Here is an 18590-nt window from a genome sequence, read left to right as displayed (position 1 = left end):
TGTGTAACAGTTGGTAACAGCCGCTCCGCCGGATCGCCGCTGCCTGGGCTCATTGACGTAGATCAAGGAGCCGCTCACGTCGCCGTGACAGTCCTTCCCTGAAAGTACGAGAGAGTCGGCCCTGATGCGGCCGGCTGCGCACTGGGGACGACATCATGAACTATTCAACCGAGACCGTGCTGGTCGCGGTCGCAGCCTTCCTGGCCTTGCTGGGAGCCGCCTTCGCCCACGACCACCTCTTCGCCGTCCATATGGGCATCCTGTGTCTCTGCCTCTTTGCCGGGACCGTCATCCTGCTGCGGCGCGTCGATTTCTCGCCGGCGGGCCGGGTGCCCAAGGTTGAGCCTTCAGGCTATTTCGACGAGGTCATCCGCTACGGCCTGATCGCCACCGTCTTCTGGGGTGTCGTCGGCTTTCTCGTCGGCGTCATCATCGCCGCGCAGCTCGCCTGTCCCGATCTCAATCTGGCGCCCTACCTGAATTTCGGCCGGCTGCGCCCGGTTCACACCTCGGCCGTCGTCTTCGCCTTCGGCGGCAATGCGCTGATCATGACGTCCTTCTATGTCGTGCAGCGCACCTGCCATGCCCGTCTCTTCGGCGGCAGTCTCGCCTGGTTCGTGTTCTGGGGTTACCAGCTCTTCATCGTCATGGCGGCGACGGGCTACGTTCTTGGCATTACCCAGGCCCGCGAATATGCGGAGCCGGAATGGTATGTCGACGTCTGGCTGACGATCGTTTGGGTGGCCTATCTCGCTGTTTTCCTGGGCACGATCCTAAGGCGCAAGGAACCGCACATCTATGTGGCGAACTGGTTCTATCTCGGCTTCATCGTCACCATCGCCATGCTGCATGTTGTCAACAATCTGGCGGTGCCGGTCTCGTTCCTGGGTTCGAAGAGCTATTCGGTCTTCTCGGGCGTCCAGGACGCGCTGACTCAGTGGTGGTACGGGCATAATGCCGTCGGTTTCTTCCTGACGGCCGGCTTCCTCGGGATGATGTACTATTTCGTTCCGAAGCAGGCCAACCGCCCTGTCTATTCCTACCGCCTGTCGATCATTCACTTCTGGGCCCTGATCTTCATGTATATCTGGGCCGGTCCGCATCACCTTCATTATACGGCGCTGCCCGACTGGGCACAGACGCTCGGCATGGTCTTCTCGATCATGCTCTGGATGCCGTCCTGGGGTGGCATGATCAACGGCCTGATGACGCTTTCGGGCGCCTGGGACAAGATCCGCACCGATCCGATCATCCGCATGATGATCGTCGCCATCGCCTTCTACGGCATGTCGACCTTCGAGGGACCGATGATGTCGGTCAAGACGGTCAATTCGCTCAGCCACTATACGGAATGGACCATCGGCCACGTGCATTCGGGTGCGCTCGGCTGGGTCGGCATGATCACCTTCGGTGCCATCTATTACCTGACGCCGAAGCTCTGGGGCCGCGAACGTCTCTACAGCCTCAGAATGGTCAACTGGCACTTCTGGCTCGCCACGCTCGGCATCGTCGTCTACGCCGCTGTTCTGTGGGTTGCCGGCATCCAGCAGGGTCTGATGTGGCGCGAATACAATTCGCAGGGCTTCCTCGTCTATTCCTTCGCAGAAACCGTCTCGGCGATGTTCCCCTACTACGTGCTGCGCACGCTGGGTGGCGTGCTCTACCTGGCCGGCGGCCTGGTGATGGCCTGGAACGTCTTCATGACCATCCGCGGACGCCTGCGCGACGAAGCCGCAATTCCGACCGCTTACGTGCCCCAGGCACAGCCTGCCGAGTGAGGTGAGACATGGCATCGATACTGGACAAACATAAGATCCTCGAAAAGAACGCGACCCTGCTTCTCGTCGGCTCGCTGCTCGTCGTCTCGATCGGCGGCATCGTGGAAATCGCGCCGCTCTTCTACCTGCAGAATACGATCGAGAAGGTGGAGGGCATGCGTCCCTACACGCCGCTCGAGCTTGCGGGGCGCAACATCTACATCCGCGAAGGCTGCTATCTCTGCCACAGCCAGATGATCCGGCCGTTCCGCGACGAGGTGGAGCGCTACGGCCATTACTCGCTGGCAGCGGAATCCATGTACGACCATCCGTTCCAGTGGGGTTCGAAGCGCACCGGGCCGGACCTGGCGCGCGTCGGCGGCCGCTATTCGAACGAGTGGCACGTCCAGCACCTCTCCGACCCGAGAGCCGTGGTGCCGGAATCGATCATGCCGAAATACGCCTTCCTCAAAGAGGAGCCGGTGACGGTCAAGGATATCGGCATGGACCTCAAGGCCAACGAGGATGTCGGCGTTCCCTATAGCGACGACATGATCGCCAATGCCGAAGCTGACATGAAGGCCCAGGCCGATCCGAACGCCGACACCTCGGCGCTGCTGCAGCGCTATCCGAAGGCCAAGGTCGGCGATTTCGACGGCGACCCGCAGAAGCTCTCCGAAATGGACGCTCTCGTCGCCTATCTGCAGATGCTCGGTACGCTGGTCGATTTCTCGACCTACGACGATGCGACCGGCTACCGGTGAGGTGATCCCATGGAAACATACACGGCAATGCGGCACTTCGCCGACAGTTGGGGGCTTCTGGCGATGGCGGCGTTCTTCGTTGGCGCCGTCGTCTACACGCTCCGCCCCGGCAGCAAAAAGACGGCCAGGGAGGCCGCTGACATTCCCCTGAAGGATGATTGAGATGTCGGAAAAACATATTGATGAAATCAGCGGCGTCGAAACCACAGGACACGAATGGGACGGCATCCGCGAACTGAACAATCCGATGCCGCGATGGTGGGTCTTGACCTTCTACGTGACGATCCTCTGGGCGATCGGTTACGTCGTCGTCTATCCGGCGATCCCGATGATCACCTCGGCGACGAAGGGTTATTTCGGCTATTCCAGCCGCGCCGAGCTGCAGCAGGATCTCGATCAGGCCAAGGCCGGCCAGGCGAAGTTCCACGAAATGATCGCGGCAAAGAGCGTCGAGGAGATCGATGCCGATCCGGCGCTGCGCGAATTCGCGATCGCCGGCGGCGCCTCGGCCTTCAAGGTCAATTGCGCCCCCTGTCACGGATCGGGCGCCAGCGGCGGTCCGGGCTTTCCGAACCTGAACGACGACGACTGGCTCTGGGGCGGTGATCTGCAATCGATCCAGACGACGATCGCCCACGGGATCCGCTTCGAGGAAGATCCCGATACGCATGTTTCGGAAATGCCGGCCTTCGGCGATATCCTCAACAAGGACCAGACGAAGGAGGTCGCGGCCTATGTCTGGGGTCTGACGAATACGCCTTCGGATCCGGCGCTGGCTCAGGCCGGCAAGCAGATCTTCCTCGACAATTGCGCCGCCTGCCATGGCGAGGATGCCAAGGGCAAGGCCGAGATGGGGGCGCCCGATCTCGCCGATGCGATCTGGCTGAAGGGCCGCGGCGAGGAGGCGATCATCCGCCAGGTCACCGCACCGAAACACGGCGTCATGCCGGCATGGTCGGCGCGTCTCGGCGATACCACGGTCAAGGAACTGACGGTCTTCGTCCACGCACTCGGCGGCGGTCAGTAGGAGAGGGATATGACGGCGCACGGGCACAATCCGCTTCTCGGGCTTTACGGCATGCCGCGCTCGGTCGTGCATTCCCGTGTTTCCGTGCGCGCCAAATCCCTGCCGCCCGGCTGCAAGGGCGACGAGCCGGAAAAGATCGGCAGCGCGATCGTCAGTTTGACCTCCCTCAAGGATGACGAGCCGTCGAGCCGCTAGAAAAAAGGAGAGGACACCCCAAGCGGCGTTTTCTCCCCCGCAGTTCCTCCGGGCCGCGCCTTCGCCTCGAAGCGCGGCTTGTCCTTTTGCGGCTGCCGACCGCTCGCGCTTGTTGATCTTTATCAAGGACGCTTGGCGCTTCGAGGAGGAGAACAGGCGTATCGAACGCGAAAGACATTACTTATGAACCTTTTCACCGCACCCGATCCCAAGAGCGTGGAGCGGCTCGATGTCGAGCCCGTGAATGCGCGGCGCAACCGTCAGCCGCTCTATGCGGCGCGCAAGAAGATTTTCCCGAAGCGTGCCGAGGGGCAGTTTCGCCGTTTCAAATGGATCGTGATGCTGATCACCCTCGGCATCTATTATTTGGCACCCTGGATCCGCTGGGATCGCGGACCTTATGCCCCCGATCAGGCAATCCTTGTCGATCTCGCCTCGCGCCGCTTCTATTTCTTCTTCATCGAGATCTGGCCGCAGGAATTCTATTACGTCGCCGGGCTTCTCGTCATGGCAGGGTTCGGGCTGTTCCTGGTGACTTCGGCGGTTGGCCGCGCCTGGTGCGGTTATGCCTGTCCGCAGACGGTCTGGGTCGATCTCTTCCTTGTCGTCGAGCGAGCCATCGAAGGCGACCGCAACGCCCGGATCAAGCTCGATGCCGCTCCCTGGAGCCTAGGCAAGCTCCGCAAGCGTGTCTTGAAACACTCGATCTGGCTGGTGATCGGCGTCGCTACCGGCGGTGCCTGGATCTTCTATTTCGCCGATGCGCCGTCTCTTGCTGTCGCGCTGGCAACCGGTGCCGCGCCCGCTGTCGCCTATGCGACGGTCGCCATCCTGACCTCCACCACCTATGTCTTCGGCGGTCTGCTGCGTGAGCAGGTCTGCACCTACATGTGCCCCTGGCCGCGTATCCAGGGCGCCATGCTGGACGAGAATTCGCTGGTCGTGACCTATAACGACTGGCGCGGCGAGCAGCGCTCTCGCCACAGCAAGAAGGCGCAGGCCGATGGCCTCGCGGTCGGCGATTGTGTCGATTGCAATGCCTGCGTCGCCGTCTGTCCCATGGGCATCGACATTCGCGACGGCCAGCAGATGGAGTGCATTACCTGCGCCCTCTGTATTGATGCCTGCGACGGCGTCATGGACAAGATCGGAAAGCCGCGCGGCCTGATCGCCTATGCGACGCTCAGCGAATATTCCGCCAACATGGCGATCGCCACCGATGGCGGCCGGACCGCGGTGCAGCCGGCCAAGGTCCGCAATACCGACGGCTCCTTCATCAATGGCATCCGGCATTTCAACTGGCGCATCATCTTCCGCCCCCGCGTCGTATTCTACGCCGCCGTCTGGGCGGCGATCGGCATCGGCATGCTGGTGCATCTGTCGATGCGCGGGCGTCTGGAGCTCAATGTGGTTCACGATCGCAATCCGCAATTCGTCATGGAAAGCGACGGCTCAATCCGCAACGGCTACACGATCCGCATCCTCAACATGGTGCCGCAGCCGCGGCGGATCGCGCTGACGCTGTCGGGTCTCGACGGCGCCACGATGCGCATCCCCGAAATCAGCAGGGACGACGCCCGCAGCTTCACGCTCGACGCGGCACCGGACGCGGCGACGACGGTCAAGGTCTTCATCACCCGCAGGCCGACGGCGGCTGCCGTCGATGAGTTCCTCTTCACCATCGATGAGCCCGGCGGCACCGACCGGGCGACCTATCGCGCCGCATTCAACGCCCCTGGAGATCCGCAATGACAACCCGTGTCCAAGGCTTCACCGGCCGCCACATGCTGCTCGTCATCACCTCGTTCTTCGCCGTGGTCATCAGCGTCAATGTCACCATGGCGTGGTTCGCGTCGTCGAGCTGGAGCGGGCTCGTGGTCGAGAACACCTATGTCGCCAGCCAGGAGTTCAATCAGCGCGCCGCAGAGATGAAGGCGATGACCGCCTCGGGCATTGCAGGGCATATCTCGCTCAGGGATGACCGCTTCATCTACCGGATCGCCAATCCGGATGGATCGCCGGCCGCCGTCGATACCGTCACGGCCAATTTCAAGCGGCCGGTCGGCGACCACGAGGACTTTTCAGTTGCGCTGGACAATCGCGGCGAGGGCGCCTTCGAGACCGATCGCCGTGTCCCGGCGGGTGACTGGATCGTCGAGTTCATTTCGAAGAAGGGCGGCAGCCTCGTCATGCATGAGGCGATCCGATTCGACACCGCGGAGTTCGTGCGATGACCTGCTGCGCGATCGATGCCGACGGGGTGATGGCGATGAGCACCACGGCCTTCAGTGCCGAGGAGATCGCGCTCGCGAGCCATCCGCTCGGCGGCGGGCTGCACCAGCTCGATCTCAGCGTGCCCGATGTCCATTGCGGCGCCTGCATTTCGACGATCGAGAAGGCGCTGACGGTGCTGCCCTTCGTCAGCAAGGCGCGCGTCAACCTGACGGCGCGCCGTGTCACCTGCGTCTATAGCGAGAAGGCCGGGGGCAGGGCTGTCGACCCCACGCAGATCATCGCGGCGGTCGCAGGCGCGGGATACCGCGCGCATCTCTACGCGCCGCTTGCGGCCGAGAGTGACAAGACCCGCAACCAGCTGCTGCTTGCCGTCGGCGTCGCTGGCTTTGCGGCAACCAATATCATGCTGCTCTCGGTATCCGTCTGGTCGGGCGCCGATGCGGCAACACGCGACATGTTCCACTGGACATCGGCGATGATCGCCGCCCCGGCGCTGATCTATTCGGGCCGCTTCTTCTTCCAGTCGGCCTGGAACGCCCTGAGGCATGGCCGCACAAATATGGACGTGCCGATCTCGCTGGCGGTCACGCTCTCCTATTTCGTCTCGCTCTGGGAGACCATGCATCATGGCGAACATGCCTGGTTCGACGCCACGGTCTCGCTCTTGTTCTTCCTGCTGATCGGGCGGACGCTGGATCACGTCATGCGCGAGAAGGCGCGGGCTGCAATCAACGGCCTGGCGCGGATCGCGCCGCGCGGTGCATTGCTGATCCAGCCGGATGGATCGCACCGCTATGTGGCGGTTGAGGAAATTTCTGTTGGTGACGAAATCGCCGTTGCCGCAGGCGACCGTATTCCTGTCGACGGTGTTGTCGTGTCCGGTCAAAGCGATCTCGACCTCTCGATCGTAACGGGCGAGAGCAGCCCGGTTGCGGTTCGGACCGGCCAGCCGGTCAGCTCCGGTTCGATGAACCTCACCGGCTCGCTGGCGGTCCGCGCCACGCGCCTTGCCCGGGATTCACTGCTCGCCGAAATCATCGGCTTGATGGAAGCGGCCGAAGGCGGCCGCGCCCGCTACCGGCGGATCGCCGACCGGGCGGCCGCGCTCTATTCGCCGGTCGTCCATCTCCTGGCGCTCGCGTCCTTCCTTGGTTGGGGCCTCATCGGCGGCGACTGGAAACAGGCGATGCTGGTTGCCGTCGCGGTGCTGATCATCACCTGCCCCTGCGCGCTCGGTCTCGCCGTTCCCGTCGTCCAGGTCGTGGCTGCCGGCGAACTCTTCCGTCGCGGCATTATGGTCAAGGATGGGTCGGCGCTTGAGCGACTGGCTGAGATCGACACCGTCGCTTTCGACAAGACGGGTACGCTGACGATCGGCAGGCCGCGGCTCGTTGCCGCCAACGCCGCTGATCCGGCCGATATCGCTAGGGCGGCGGCCTTGGCGAGCCATTCACGCCACCCGCTGTCGCAGGCCCTGGCACACACCGGCACTTCTGATGCCGCAGCCTTCGAGCAGATCACGGAAATCCCGGGCGGTGGCCTCGAAGCGCGCCAGGCGGGTGTGCTCTACCGGCTTGGCAGCGAGGCCTTCTCTTGTGGTGGTGCCGAGGCATCGCTCACCAACGAAGGTCCCTATTCCGAGGTGGTCTTCGCCAGGGACGGCCAGGTCATTGCCCGCTTCTTCTTCGACGACACGCTGCGGCCGGGCGCAGCCGAAGCCGTCGCTGAGCTCCGCAAGGCGGGGTTCGCGACGGCAATCCTCTCCGGCGACCGGCAGAGCGTCGTCGACAATACGGCGCGTGCGCTCGGTATCGGACGCGCGCTTGGAGGGCTGACGCCGGGAGAAAAGGTCGGGGAATGCCAGGCGCTGAATGGCAACAGCCACCGCGTCTTCATGATCGGCGATGGCATCAATGACGCGCCGGCGCTTGCTGCCGCGCATGTCTCGATGGCCCCGGCCACCGCTTCCGATATCGGCCGGCAGGCGGCGGATCTGGTGTTCTTCAACGACCGCCTCGATGCCGTGCCGGTTGCCATTGCCGTCGCTTGCCGGTCGGCGGCGCTGATCCGCCAGAATTTCGCGCTGGCGATCGGCTATAACGTGCTGGCTGTGCCGATCGCGCTTGCGGGTCTGGCGACACCGCTGATCGCCGCGGTGGCGATGTCGACCTCGTCGATCATCGTGGTCTCCAACGCGCTGCGGCTCAACGCTTTCGGAAAGGGCGCTGCCGCAAACGAGCGACCCGCGCCTGCCGCTACCCAGGCGGAGGCCCGCACCGCATGAACATGCTGATCTATCTGATCCCGATCGCGCTTTTCATGGGTGGCATCGGACTTGCGGCTTTTCTCTGGTCGCTGAAGAGCGGCCAGTATGAGGATCTCGAAGGGGCCGCCTGGCGGGCGATTGCCGATGACGATGCCAATCCGCCGGCCTAAGCAACCTTTTCTGTCCATGGTCGCAATCGCTGTCGCGCGCATGGTAGCGCCGCCGCTAAACCTGCGTTATCTCTGATGGAAAGCATGGAAGCGGGACGAACGGGTGACATGGAAGCAGATCGCATTCTGGTAGTCGATGACGACGCCCGGATCAGGCAGATGCTCGTTCGGTATTTCGAGGACAACGGATACAGGGTCAGCGCCGTCGGCAACGGTGCCGCGATGCGCTCCGAGCTTGCCAAGGGCAGCTATGCCGCGATCTTCCTCGACCTTGTTCTGCCCAATGGCGAGAACGGGCTGGAGCTGCTGAAGGAGCTGCGCGCCACGTCCGATGTGCCCGTGCTGATGCTGACCGGTCAGGACGACGTCACCGACAAGGTGGTCGGCCTTGAGATCGGTGCCGACGATTATATCGCCAAGCCCTTCCACCTGCGCGAACTGCTGGCGCGGCTGCGCACCGTGCTCCGGCGCCGCGTGCCTGCCGATCAGACCGTTCGGCCGGCGGGTGGCGAAGAGGAAGTGCTGCAGTTCGATGGCTGGCGGCTCGATGTCGCCCGGCGGCGGCTGACCTCTCCCGGCGGGGACGACGTGGCGCTGACGACGGGCGAATTCGACATGCTGCTCGTCTTCGTGCGCAATCGCGGCCGGGTTCTGTCGCGCGAAACGCTGATGGATCAGACCAGAAACCGCAATCTCGAAGCCTTCGACCGGGCAATCGACGCTCAGATCGTCCGGCTGCGCAAGAAGATCGAAACGGATCCCAAGGAACCGGCGCTGATCCAGTCGGTGCGCGGCGTCGGCTATGTCTTCACCGGCAGGCCACAATAGCGCGCGGCCAATGCGCGCATTTGACAGAGATCAAAGCGGTGCCTTCCGACGCCCGCTAACCTCGACGCCATCGATATTCAGGGCGAGCGAGGCACCGGCATGCAGGCCAAGGACATTATGACCACAGACGTGGTGTCGATCAGCCCGGCAGTCGGCATCCGCCATGCCGTGGCCGTCATGATGCAGAAGCGGGTCAGCGGTCTTCCTGTCGTCGATGACGAAGGCCGGATTTGCGGCATGCTGACCGAGGGCGATCTGCTGCTGCGCCGGGAGATCCGCGTTTCGCCGCGCATGGCGCGGACTGCGGAAGTGATGTCCGAGACCGATCTAGAACGCTATATCGCCAGCCACGGCTGGTCGGTCAGGGATGTGATGTCTGAGGATGTCATCGTTGCCCGTCCCGACAGCGAGGTGGCCGATATTGCCGAAAGCCTGCAGGCGCATCGTATCAAGCGGCTGCCAATCGTCGAAGACGGCAGGTTGGTCGGCATCGTCAGCCGCAGCGATATCCTAGGCATGATCCTCGACGCTTCGACAACGGCGCTGCCGCGCGAGGACGAGGCGATCCGTCTCGCGGTGCGCACGCGGCTGCGTTCCGATCTCGGCCTGACGCCGCAGAAGGTGCAAGTCTCCGTGCGTAACGGTCAGGTGACGCTGGAGGGACAGGTGGAATCCGACCTGAAACGCAAGGCCGTCCGCACCCTCGTCGAAGCCCTCGGGCTTGGCGGCTACCGGGATCAGCTGCGCGTGGAAATGCCGAAGGCGGAAGCCGAGCTTGCGATCATGTAGGACGGTGAAGCAGGCGATTGCGCCGCTTCATCGTTTCCGCGTTGTGCAGGGAAGGAGCGCGGGGACGCGGAGGCTTGCCCGGCGCCATGCCCCTGGACCGGCCAAGCCTCTGTCAAGTTGCCCCACTTGACGCGGGCGCTCCCGGCCCGCGAGACAAACCTAGCTGCTCGGGCACCTGCTTCCTTGATCGAGATCAAAATCCCGCAATTTCAGCCAGGCGGCAGCCCGAGTTCGATGAGGATGTTGCTGATCTCCTGGCGCTTGTCGAGATAGATTTGGCTGACATTTTCCGCAGGAAGCGAGATGTTGCTGGCGGTCGAGCCCGGGCGGAGCTTGAGAGCCTGGGCAAGCGCATTCTTCGCATCCGCCGTGCGGCCGAGCCTTTGATAGGCGACGGCGAGCAGCATATGCGCCCGCCCGGTGCCCGGGGTGATGGCGATGGCACGCTGCAGCCAGGTCAGGGCTTCCTCGTCGCGCTCGAGCATCACGTTTGCCCAGCCGGCGCCAAGCAGCCAGGTCCAGCGGGAGACATCGGGCGTATTGAATCGGTCGGCCCGCTCGAAGGTCGAGAGCGCATCCTCGAAGCGGCCGAGCTGGATCTGCGTCAGCCCCAGATTGAAGAGCGCCCCGCCGTCCCACGGATTGAGGTCCAGGTCACGCGCGCAAGCGACCAATGCCTCGGAAAACGCGTTCGTCGCCGCGAGAAACCGGCAATAGGTGCCGAGCACATTGGCCGACATCGGGCGGCTCTTCAGCGCGTTCTCGATCAGCGAGCGGGCATCCTCTTCCTTTTTTGCCTTCTCTGCCTCGCCGTACCATGAGAGCTGGATGCCGCGCAGATGCAGGGCGGCAAGCGCGACCTGCAGATCGACATTGTCGGGCTGCTGGGCGAGATAGGTTTCGAGGATCGACCGCGCGGTCGCGAACCGCTCCTTGGTCGTCTGGTTGATCGAGCTGATCGCCTGCTCGATCGCCGCGTTGGCGGCGTCAGGGCTCCTTCTGAAAGGAGCTTCTCTCTGCTGGTCGAGCCAGGTGGCGATGGCGTAACCGGCGCTCGCCGCAAGCCGGGTCTGGCCGAGCGCCTCATCGGTAACATCAGCGTCAAGCGCAGCTTCGCTGGAGAAGCGAATTTCGCGGGTCGAGGCATCGATGATCCGCGTTCTGAGGGTCCATGCCTGAGCGCTGCGTTCAAGCTCTTGCTGTAGCTGGAAGCCGGGGTGAGGATTATCGCCGCCGGAGGACGCGGGTTCCGGCGGTCTCACCTGCACGCCGCCGGTGCGGGCGAGCCCGTCCAGCAATTGATTGGTGATGCCGCGGATCATCGGCCCGCTCTGCGGATCGTCGGTCAGATCGGCGATCGGCAGGATGTCGATCACGGGCGGAGACGATGGCTGCGTCTGGTCGCTTGCGATGAAGTGATAGGTCAGTCCTGCCAGCGCCGCTATGACGATGAAGGCGCCTGATAGAAGCTTTGTCCGCGAGACGAAGGGCCTGGAGGCTGCTCCAGGCGGGGAGGGGAGCCGATCCGCATCGCCGCCAGCTAGTGCTGCTTCCGGCCCATCGGAGATCGCGGTCGCCGAGAGAATATAGCCACGGCGCGAGACGACCCTCAGCGTCTGCCGCGCCTCGTCTCCGAGTGCCTTGCGGATTTCCCGGATGCATTGAAACAGACTGTCTTCGGCTACGTGAATGCCGGGCCAGCCCGCTTCCATCAGGTCATGTTTGCTGAGGATGCGCTTGTTGTTGTCGATGAAAAACTGCAGCAGCGCGCTCGCCTGCGGCCGCAGGCGGATCGTCTGTCCGTCGGGGCGCAGGAGCTCGGCGCGATGTGGATCGAAAGCAAATTCAGTAAAACGAAACACCCGATCCTACCGTGAAGCGGCCGCGACATGAGCCCCTACATAGGAAAGGTGGAGCTCAGCCGTCAACTCGTACTGGCGGCCATCATCGGGAGAGTTCCGCTCCTGCGGTGCATTCAGAAAAATTCAGAAGTTTTTCAGAACACCGCCAGTCCTATTCAGGACGTCCCGCAGCGGCTCGCCTATCAACTGCATCGACCTTGCCGGCAGCGAACGCCTTGAACGGAGCGGCGGGTCGCCGCCCGCGCAAATCGCCTGGCGGTCTCAAACGAAGACGCGAAGGGATGATGGGCCTGCATTACAATTCTTCTGCAGCGCGGGCGCTTGAGCCGGACGTCGTCCGGCATGATCGCCTAGCAATGGCGGCCCTCGATCCCTTCGATCCGGTCTTTTCCGAGGCGCTGCAGCGCCTGGCGCAGGCTTTCGTCGCGACACATCAGGCGGAGCCGCGCATTGCCGCGCTGTTTGCGACCGAACAGCGCTGGCTGCTCTGCCACGCGGCGCTCGGGGCGCATTTCAGGACGGGTGGCATCGGCCGCGGTCTGACGCGGCCCGTTCTGGTGGAGATGTCGGACCGCTACGCGATCGCCAGCCGCAACACCGTGCATGCCTTCATCGACGAGGCGCTGAAATACGATTTCGTCCGGCTGGTGACGCTGCGCCGGCCCGGCGGCCATCACCGGTTCGTACCGTCGCCGAAAGTCATCGGCATGCTCGCCCATTGGTATGGCCTGCATTTCGAAGCGCTTGATGTCATCGACGGCGGCAGCCGCGCCGGCCTGTTCCGCGCCGATGCGGACAGCCTGCTGTTGCAGATGCAGCCGGATGTGGCCGACGGCCTGCTGGCGGCTCCGGGGATCCGCAACTCGGGCCTGCTCTATGCCACGTTTTCGCGTGTCGATGCCGGTGGCCTGATCATGGACCGGCTCTTCGGCGGCATCGACCTGACGATCCCTGCGACATTCGATCGATACGAGACGGATATCACCTCCATCTCCTTTCTCGCGAGCTTCGCCGGTCTGTCGCGCGCGCATGTCAGCCGCAAGCTTTCGGCGGCCGAGGCTGCGGGAGGCGTCGGCTGGAGCGGCTTGCGCGGGCGCTCGCCTCTCTGGATCTCTCACGATTTCCGCAGCCAGTATGCGCAAGCGCAGGCGACCAAATTATCCATTCTCGACGCGGCTTTTTCCAAGGCTTTGGCGGCCCGGACGGAGGCGTCATGAAGCGCCACCGTCCATTTTTGACGCATGCGTTGTCGAAATCGGGCCGTCATGAGATTTCCGTTTTCACACAAGGCGTTCACCGGAGCGCCGACTCGATTGGACAGGACTGCGGGCCTTGAATTTCGCTCGCGGCAGGGGATTTTGAAAATGAGCAACTCTACTCTGACCGAAGGCGGCCAGGTAATTCGCGACGGACGAAATCGCGCTTTGACCGCGGTCTTCCTCGCAGGCGTTTCGTCGGTCGCGCTTTTCGCGACGATGCCGCTGAATAGTGCGATGGCGGCGGATTGCGTTGTATCCGGCAACGTCATTGCCGACCAGACTGACTGCACCGTCGAGAATTCGGGTACGATCTCTTCGCCTGAGGCTGCGGTCCACGTCGCTCCCTCTTCCGACGGTATCTCGATTAGCAACCTGGCTGGCGGCGAGATCTCCGGTAACTGGTCTGGCGTGATGATCGACCGGTCTAGCAACAACACTATCACCAATGCTGCCGGTGCCACGATTTCCGGCACTGATGGCGTATCCGGCTCGGCAGGCATCTCCGTCACGAGCATTCCGGGCGACGGTTCGGAGCCTGATGGGACGGTGATCAACAATGCCGGTACGATCAGCGGCCATGATTTCGGTGTCGGTTTTGGATATGTCTTCGATTTCTCGATCAGCAATAGCGGCACGATTGCCAGTACGGGGGCTGACAATTTCGGTAGTCATTACGCCGGCAGCAGTGCCGGTATCTATGCATATAACACCTTCGATATCGCGATCACCAATAGTGGCACGGTGTCGAGCGTCGCCGGCACAGGCATCGATCTCTATCGCATCGGAGGCGGCGTCATTTCCAACAGCGGTACGATCTCGGGCGCTTACAACGGCCTGAATATCGACTCGAGCGGATGGGATGATTCAACGATCGCCATCACCAATAGCGGCACGATTTCGGGCGAAACGAATTCCGGAATCAACCTTGCCGACATCAACGGGCAAAGCATTTCCATTCAGAACAGCGGAACGATCTCCGGTGCCCAGAACGGGATCTATGCTGAAGAGGTACAAGCAGAATTTTCGCTCGAGAACAGCGGCAATATCTACGCAGCCGGCGGCATCGGCTATCTTTACGGCGTAAACCTTCAGCGTGTCGACAACGCCACGATCGTCAACAGCGGCAAGATTTCCGGCGACTACTACGGTCTCTTCCTGAATGGCGACGAGTCTGTTGCGAAGGTGACCAATAGCGGGACGATTTCCGGCTACATCTTTGGCATTTGGTCCAGCAACACCAACCTTGATCTCGCAAACTCCGGCACGATCAGCGGTGGAATCAATGCCTTCGGCGATGACCTCAGGATTGCCAACAGCGGTTCAATAACGGGGGATCAGGCCCTGAATTTAAGTGGTGATCAGGTCAGCATGACCAATAGCGGTCGGATTGCCGGTGACGACCACGGCTTGAATGTCGGCTACGGTGGGGACGTCTCGCTGATGAACAGCGGCACGATCTCCGGCGGAGATACCGCGTTGAACTCGTATAACAATACTTCCGTCTCCCTCAAGAATGCCGGCACGATTTCGGGAGGTGCTTACGGGATCACATCTTCAAGCAACGGCGCTTTGTCCATTGACAATAGCGGAACGATTTCCGGTGGGCAGCTCGGCATTGTTGCCGATACTCCCGCAACCATCACCAATAGCGGCACGATCTCCGGCGGCGTGAACTCCATCCGGTTTCTCGCTGACGGAAACACGCTTAACCTTCTGTCGGGCTCGGTCATCAAGGGCGCGGTGGATTATAATTCCACCGAGAACAACGCTACGAACTTCGGTTCCGGCAGCTATTCTCTCGCCGTCGACAATTACGAAACGGCGCTCAACCAGATCAGCCTGAACAACTCTCGCCAATCGCTGATCGTCTCCGTGGATTCGAATAGCAACAACGGCAGGCTCGAGGTCGTCGATCCCGGCGCTTCATCGATGGATGCGGCAGTTCGCGGCTATACGAATTCCGTCGGCAATGTCATTGGCTCGATCCTCAATATCGATGTCGGTTCTTCTGCAGGCGGCGGTAGCGAATCGTCGGGCACCAGCGCTCTCGGCTATGCCGAGGAAAAGAAGCCGACGGGTTCGGCAGCCGCCGTTCAGAAGCTTGGCGAGGGCACGGCTGTCGACCGCTTCGGCAACCTGTTCTGGATGCGCGCCTTCGGCGGCCAGACCTTCGACAACGATAGCGACACGCGCTCCAGCAACCACGGCGTTGCCGCTGGTGTCGACCGCCAGTTCGGCGACGGCCGCTTCGGCGTGCTCGCCGGTTACGGCCGCATCATCAACCGCGCCGACGACGGCTCCGGCCAGACGGCCGGCAATACCGGCTTCGGCGGCGTCTACATGCGCAACGATTTCAGCGGCGTGACACTCGATAGCTCGCTGGTGGCCGGCGGTATCGAGAATGACAGCCGCCGCGAGATCTTCGGCTCCGATCCGGCCCGCGGCTCGTTCGCCGGCTGGTACGTCTCGCCGGAGATCGCGATCTCGCAGAAGCATGAGGTCGCTCCGGGCTGGACCTTCACCCCGGCGGCACGGCTGCGCTACACGGCAGGCTTCTATCAGGGTTATTCCGAAACCGGCTCGACGCAGAACATCTCCTACGACGACCGTACTTCACACACGCTTGAAGGCATTCTGGAAGGCAAGCTGACCAACCAGACGAAGCTGACGAACGGCATGGTGGCGAATGTCTCGCTGAGCGCTGCCCTCGTCGATACGCTGAACCTCGGGGCTTCCGGCCTGAACGCCAGCCTGAGCGGCACGGACTTCATGGTCTCCGCCATCAGCGACCGCAACCTTGTCGGCGGCCGTTTCGGACTGTCGGGTGAATTGCAGGTCAACCCGCAGACGACGCTCTACAGCGGCGTAACGCTCGGGACCTATACAAGCGAGGTCAACTCCTGGTCGGCAAATGCGGGCGTGAAGGTCGAATTCTGAGATCGGCTGAAGCATCTGCATGTTCTCGAAGAGCGGATCGGCAAGATCCGCTCTTCGGTTTTCTATGCGCTGCGTGGCCGGGCCATCGCGCGCGGGCGTCTCATTTCCATTCCCAGAGCCGCTTCGAGGCATAGGGCCTGCTGCTGACGACCCCGCGAGGCTCTCCGCTCGCCGCCACATAGCGCCCGGCATCTTCGGCATCGTCGACGCCGACGAGGATCATCCTGGTGGAGCTCTTCGACGGCGCGCCCTTCGCTCGCAGTTCGACATTGATCACTGCATGCGGATAGTCCTCGTGCAGCTTGATCATCGGCTCGCCCGACAGCGCGATATGGTGCTGCATCGCCAGAAACGACAGGACGCGCTCGTAGGCGGCCGCGGGAGAAACCGGTCGGTCGCCATCGGCCGTGCGCGCATAGGCCATCGTATCGACCTGCCCCTTGTGCTTGCGCATTTCATAGACGAGCAGATTTGAGCCCATGGCGAGCTCCACATGCAGATCGAAGGTCTGGTAACGGTCTCCGCGCTCGTGAAGATCGGCCAAACGGGCCTTCATGTCCTCGGCAAAATCGGAATATCGGGATGGTGTCATAGCTGGTCCGCCTTCAAATGCTGCCGCGCAATCGCATGGCGCTCCCCTCGGTGCAAGAGGGGCGATGCCCGGCATCTCCGTCCATAAGCGGACTCTTTTCATTTCTGCTCATAGAGCCACTTTCCCGGTTGACAGGACCACTTCCGCAGATATTCTATTATAAAACCTGATATAACATAATTGCGGAACAACAAACCGGGAGCATGAAATGAAGACTCTTGTCGCTTTCCTTCTCGGCACTGCGCTGGTCGCTCTGCCGACAACGATGATGGCTCAGGAAAAGGGTGGCGTCATCAACGTCGCGACGATCGGCGAGCCGCCGACGCTCGACCCGATGTCCTCGACCGCCGATCTGGTCGGCATCGTCACGCAGCACATTTTCGAAACGCTCTATACGTTCGACAAGAGCTGGAACGTCACGCCGCTGCTGGCGGAGAGCCTGCCGGAAATCAGCGCCGACGGTAAGACCTACACGATCAAGCTGCGCACCGGCATCAAGTTCCACGACAACACGGACATGACCTCCGACGACGTCGTCGCCTCGCTCAATCGCTGGACGAAGATCGCCTCGCGCGGCAAGCAGGTCGCGGGCTTCATCGATTCCATCGCCGCCGTCGATCCGGCAACCGTCAAGATCACGCTGAAGCAGCCCTACGCGCCGCTGACCTCGCTGCTCGCGTTCAACAACTCCGCCGCCATCATCATTCCGTCCGAAAAGCAGGACGAGCCGATGAAGGAATTCATCGGTACCGGCCCCTACATGCTCAAGGAGCGCAAGGCGGACCAGTATATCCAGCTCGTGCGCTTCGACGGCTACAAGTCGCGTGATGGCGAGAGCAATGGTTACGGCGGCGCCCGCCACCAGTATCTCGACGAAATCCGCTTCGTGCCGGTTCCGGATGCCAATACCCGCGTTGAGGCTGCCGTCTCCGGACAGTACGACTATGTTGACTCCATCCCGGTCGAGTCCTTCGACAAGCTGAAGGGATCGAGCGCTTCGCAGCCGGTCATCCTGAAGCCCTTCGGCTATCCGGTCTTCGTCTTCAATACGAAGGAAGGCATTGCTAAGAATGTCGAGGTCCGCAAGGCGATCCGCCAGGCGCTCAGTATGGAAGACATGCTGGCAGCGGCCTTCGGCAGCACGGATTTCTACACGCTTGACGGCGATATCTATCCGAAGCCCTTCGCCTGGAACACTGATGCAGGCGTCGAGGGCAATTACAATGTCGCCGATCCGGAAGGCGCTGCCACGGCCGCCAAGGCGGCAGGCTATAACGGCGAGCCGATCCGCATCCTGACGAGCCGCCAGTACGAGTTCCATTACAAGATGGCGCAGGTCGCCGCCGAATACCTGAAGATGGCGGGCTTCACCGTCGACCTGCAGGTCGTCGACTGGGCAACGCTGACCCAGCGCCGCACCGACCCGAAGCTCTGGGATATCTACATCACCCACAGCCCGTTCCTGCCCGAACCGGCGCTGATCGGCTCGCTCTCGCCGAGCTCGCCCGGCTGGTGGGATACGCCGGCACGCAAGGCGACCGTCGATGCCTTCACCTCGGAAGTCGATCCGCAGAAGCGCATCACGCTCTGGGCCGATGTCCAGAAGGCGATGTATGACGAGCTGCCCTACATGAAGATCGGTGACTTCAACGCTGTTTCGGCGAAGTCGAACAAGCTCGAAGGCGTCGATCCGGCTCCGTGGCCCTACTTCTGGAACGCGTCCATCAAGAAGTAACCGCGGACCTCCGATGGCGATCGCAGCGGCCCCCAAGTCCTCCTCATTCCTGTGCTTGTCACAGGAATCCAGCGTGCCCAAGTCCTTGGGCACGAAAGAGCCATTCACCGCGCAGACGCGCGGTGGCTGGATCTCTGTGACAAGCACAGAGATGAGGGAGAATGGGGTTGCTGC

At 62.3% G+C, this 18590-nt stretch carries 16 protein-coding genes; 14 read left to right on the top strand and 2 right to left on the bottom strand.

Features of this window, described 5'->3' with window-relative positions; all coding sequences use genetic code 11:
- The first annotated feature begins 155 nt into the window (after positions 1-155).
- The 11 genes from ccoN (at position 156) to ACQZ5H_RS11965 (ending at position 10031) form a co-directional block, all read left to right on the top strand.
- The gene (gene ccoN, locus ACQZ5H_RS12015) at positions 156-1778 is read left to right on the top strand and encodes a cytochrome-c oxidase, cbb3-type subunit I (protein ID WP_112712157.1); all 1623 of its coding nucleotides are present in this window, start codon (positions 156-158) and stop codon (positions 1776-1778) included.
- Positions 1779-1786: 8 nt separating this feature from the next.
- Positions 1787-2521, top strand: coding sequence for a cytochrome-c oxidase, cbb3-type subunit II (gene ccoO / locus ACQZ5H_RS12010; protein ID WP_130283685.1), 735 nt, complete (start codon positions 1787-1789; stop codon positions 2519-2521).
- A gap of 9 nt (positions 2522-2530) precedes the next feature.
- Positions 2531-2683, top strand: a complete 153-nt coding sequence (locus tag ACQZ5H_RS12005) for a cbb3-type cytochrome c oxidase subunit 3 (protein WP_112712153.1) — start codon at positions 2531-2533, stop codon at positions 2681-2683.
- Position 2684: 1 nt separating this feature from the next.
- The gene (gene ccoP / locus ACQZ5H_RS12000; protein ID WP_112712151.1) at positions 2685-3548 is read left to right on the top strand and encodes a cytochrome-c oxidase, cbb3-type subunit III; all 864 of its coding nucleotides are present in this window, start codon (positions 2685-2687) and stop codon (positions 3546-3548) included.
- Positions 3549-3557: 9 nt separating this feature from the next.
- Positions 3558-3743 carry a hypothetical protein gene (locus tag ACQZ5H_RS11995; RefSeq protein WP_203431017.1) on the top strand — a complete coding sequence of 62 codons (186 nt, stop codon included), beginning with the start codon at positions 3558-3560 and terminating at the stop codon, positions 3741-3743.
- Positions 3744-3926: 183 nt separating this feature from the next.
- Positions 3927-5495 (top strand): cytochrome c oxidase accessory protein CcoG, encoded by a 1569-nt coding sequence (ccoG, locus tag ACQZ5H_RS11990; RefSeq protein ID WP_449097818.1) that lies wholly within the window; start codon positions 3927-3929, stop codon positions 5493-5495.
- The gene (locus ACQZ5H_RS11985; protein ID WP_449097817.1) at positions 5492-5977 is read left to right on the top strand and encodes a FixH family protein; all 486 of its coding nucleotides are present in this window, start codon (positions 5492-5494) and stop codon (positions 5975-5977) included. Before ccoG ends, ACQZ5H_RS11985 begins: the two co-directional genes overlap by 4 nt.
- The gene (locus tag ACQZ5H_RS11980) at positions 5974-8262 is read left to right on the top strand and encodes a cation-translocating P-type ATPase (RefSeq protein WP_449097816.1); all 2289 of its coding nucleotides are present in this window, start codon (positions 5974-5976) and stop codon (positions 8260-8262) included. The genes ACQZ5H_RS11985 and ACQZ5H_RS11980 overlap by 4 nt, the downstream gene beginning before the upstream one ends.
- Positions 8259-8414, top strand: a complete 156-nt coding sequence (ccoS, locus tag ACQZ5H_RS11975) for a cbb3-type cytochrome oxidase assembly protein CcoS (RefSeq protein ID WP_112712143.1) — start codon at positions 8259-8261, stop codon at positions 8412-8414. Before ACQZ5H_RS11980 ends, ccoS begins: the two co-directional genes overlap by 4 nt.
- 108 nt (positions 8415-8522) lie before the next feature.
- Positions 8523-9242, top strand: coding sequence for a response regulator (locus tag ACQZ5H_RS11970; RefSeq protein ID WP_199625344.1), 720 nt, complete (start codon positions 8523-8525; stop codon positions 9240-9242).
- 99 nt (positions 9243-9341) lie between these two features.
- Complete coding sequence (locus ACQZ5H_RS11965; protein WP_449097815.1) at positions 9342-10031, top strand: CBS domain-containing protein; 690 nt, start codon at positions 9342-9344, stop codon at positions 10029-10031.
- A 209-nt stretch (positions 10032-10240) separates the two neighbouring features.
- On the opposite strand, the gene ACQZ5H_RS11960 is transcribed toward ACQZ5H_RS11965, so the two are convergent.
- The gene (locus tag ACQZ5H_RS11960) at positions 10241-11893 is read right to left on the bottom strand and encodes a tetratricopeptide repeat protein (protein WP_449097814.1); all 1653 of its coding nucleotides are present in this window, start codon (positions 11891-11893) and stop codon (positions 10241-10243) included.
- 281 nt (positions 11894-12174) lie between these two features.
- Here ACQZ5H_RS11960 and ACQZ5H_RS11955 point away from each other — a divergent pair, with 281 nt between their 5' ends.
- Both ACQZ5H_RS11955 and ACQZ5H_RS11950 read left to right on the top strand, forming a co-directional pair.
- Positions 12175-13110 (top strand): hypothetical protein, encoded by a 936-nt coding sequence (locus tag ACQZ5H_RS11955; protein WP_449097813.1) that lies wholly within the window; start codon positions 12175-12177, stop codon positions 13108-13110.
- 147 nt (positions 13111-13257) lie between these two features.
- Positions 13258-16089, top strand: coding sequence for an autotransporter outer membrane beta-barrel domain-containing protein (locus ACQZ5H_RS11950; RefSeq protein ID WP_449097812.1), 2832 nt, complete (start codon positions 13258-13260; stop codon positions 16087-16089).
- A gap of 100 nt (positions 16090-16189) precedes the next feature.
- On the opposite strand, the gene ACQZ5H_RS11945 is transcribed toward ACQZ5H_RS11950, so the two are convergent.
- Positions 16190-16681, bottom strand: a complete 492-nt coding sequence (locus ACQZ5H_RS11945) for a hypothetical protein (RefSeq protein WP_449097811.1) — start codon at positions 16679-16681, stop codon at positions 16190-16192.
- Positions 16682-16889: 208 nt separating this feature from the next.
- On the opposite strand from ACQZ5H_RS11945, the gene ACQZ5H_RS11940 reads away from it, so the two are divergent.
- Positions 16890-18416 (top strand): ABC transporter substrate-binding protein, encoded by a 1527-nt coding sequence (locus tag ACQZ5H_RS11940; protein ID WP_449097810.1) that lies wholly within the window; start codon positions 16890-16892, stop codon positions 18414-18416.
- Positions 18417-18590 lie beyond the last annotated feature (174 nt).

The organism is Rhizobium sp. 21-4511-3d (genome assembly GCF_053522545.1).
Note: the sequence above shows the minus strand (reverse complement) of the source record. Positions and strands in the feature narration are given on the sequence as shown.

Coding starts and splice junctions, on each gene's coding strand:
- ACQZ5H_RS11955 (WP_449097813.1), top strand. CDS start 12,175: ATGATGGGCCTGCATTACAATTCTTCTGCAGCGCGGGCGCTTGAGCCG.
- ACQZ5H_RS11945 (WP_449097811.1), bottom strand. CDS start 16,681: ATGACACCATCCCGATATTCCGATTTTGCCGAGGACATGAAGGCCCGT.
- ccoS (WP_112712143.1), top strand. CDS start 8,259: ATGAACATGCTGATCTATCTGATCCCGATCGCGCTTTTCATGGGTGGC.
- ACQZ5H_RS12005 (WP_112712153.1), top strand. CDS start 2,531: ATGGAAACATACACGGCAATGCGGCACTTCGCCGACAGTTGGGGGCTT.
- ACQZ5H_RS11940 (WP_449097810.1), top strand. CDS start 16,890: ATGAAGACTCTTGTCGCTTTCCTTCTCGGCACTGCGCTGGTCGCTCTG.
- ccoO (WP_130283685.1), top strand. CDS start 1,787: ATGGCATCGATACTGGACAAACATAAGATCCTCGAAAAGAACGCGACC.
- ACQZ5H_RS11985 (WP_449097817.1), top strand. CDS start 5,492: ATGACAACCCGTGTCCAAGGCTTCACCGGCCGCCACATGCTGCTCGTC.
- ACQZ5H_RS11965 (WP_449097815.1), top strand. CDS start 9,342: ATGCAGGCCAAGGACATTATGACCACAGACGTGGTGTCGATCAGCCCG.
- ccoP (WP_112712151.1), top strand. CDS start 2,685: ATGTCGGAAAAACATATTGATGAAATCAGCGGCGTCGAAACCACAGGA.
- ACQZ5H_RS11970 (WP_199625344.1), top strand. CDS start 8,523: ATGGAAGCAGATCGCATTCTGGTAGTCGATGACGACGCCCGGATCAGG.
- ACQZ5H_RS11995 (WP_203431017.1), top strand. CDS start 3,558: ATGACGGCGCACGGGCACAATCCGCTTCTCGGGCTTTACGGCATGCCG.
- ACQZ5H_RS11980 (WP_449097816.1), top strand. CDS start 5,974: ATGACCTGCTGCGCGATCGATGCCGACGGGGTGATGGCGATGAGCACC.
- ccoG (WP_449097818.1), top strand. CDS start 3,927: ATGAACCTTTTCACCGCACCCGATCCCAAGAGCGTGGAGCGGCTCGAT.
- ACQZ5H_RS11950 (WP_449097812.1), top strand. CDS start 13,258: ATGAGCAACTCTACTCTGACCGAAGGCGGCCAGGTAATTCGCGACGGA.
- ccoN (WP_112712157.1), top strand. CDS start 156: ATGAACTATTCAACCGAGACCGTGCTGGTCGCGGTCGCAGCCTTCCTG.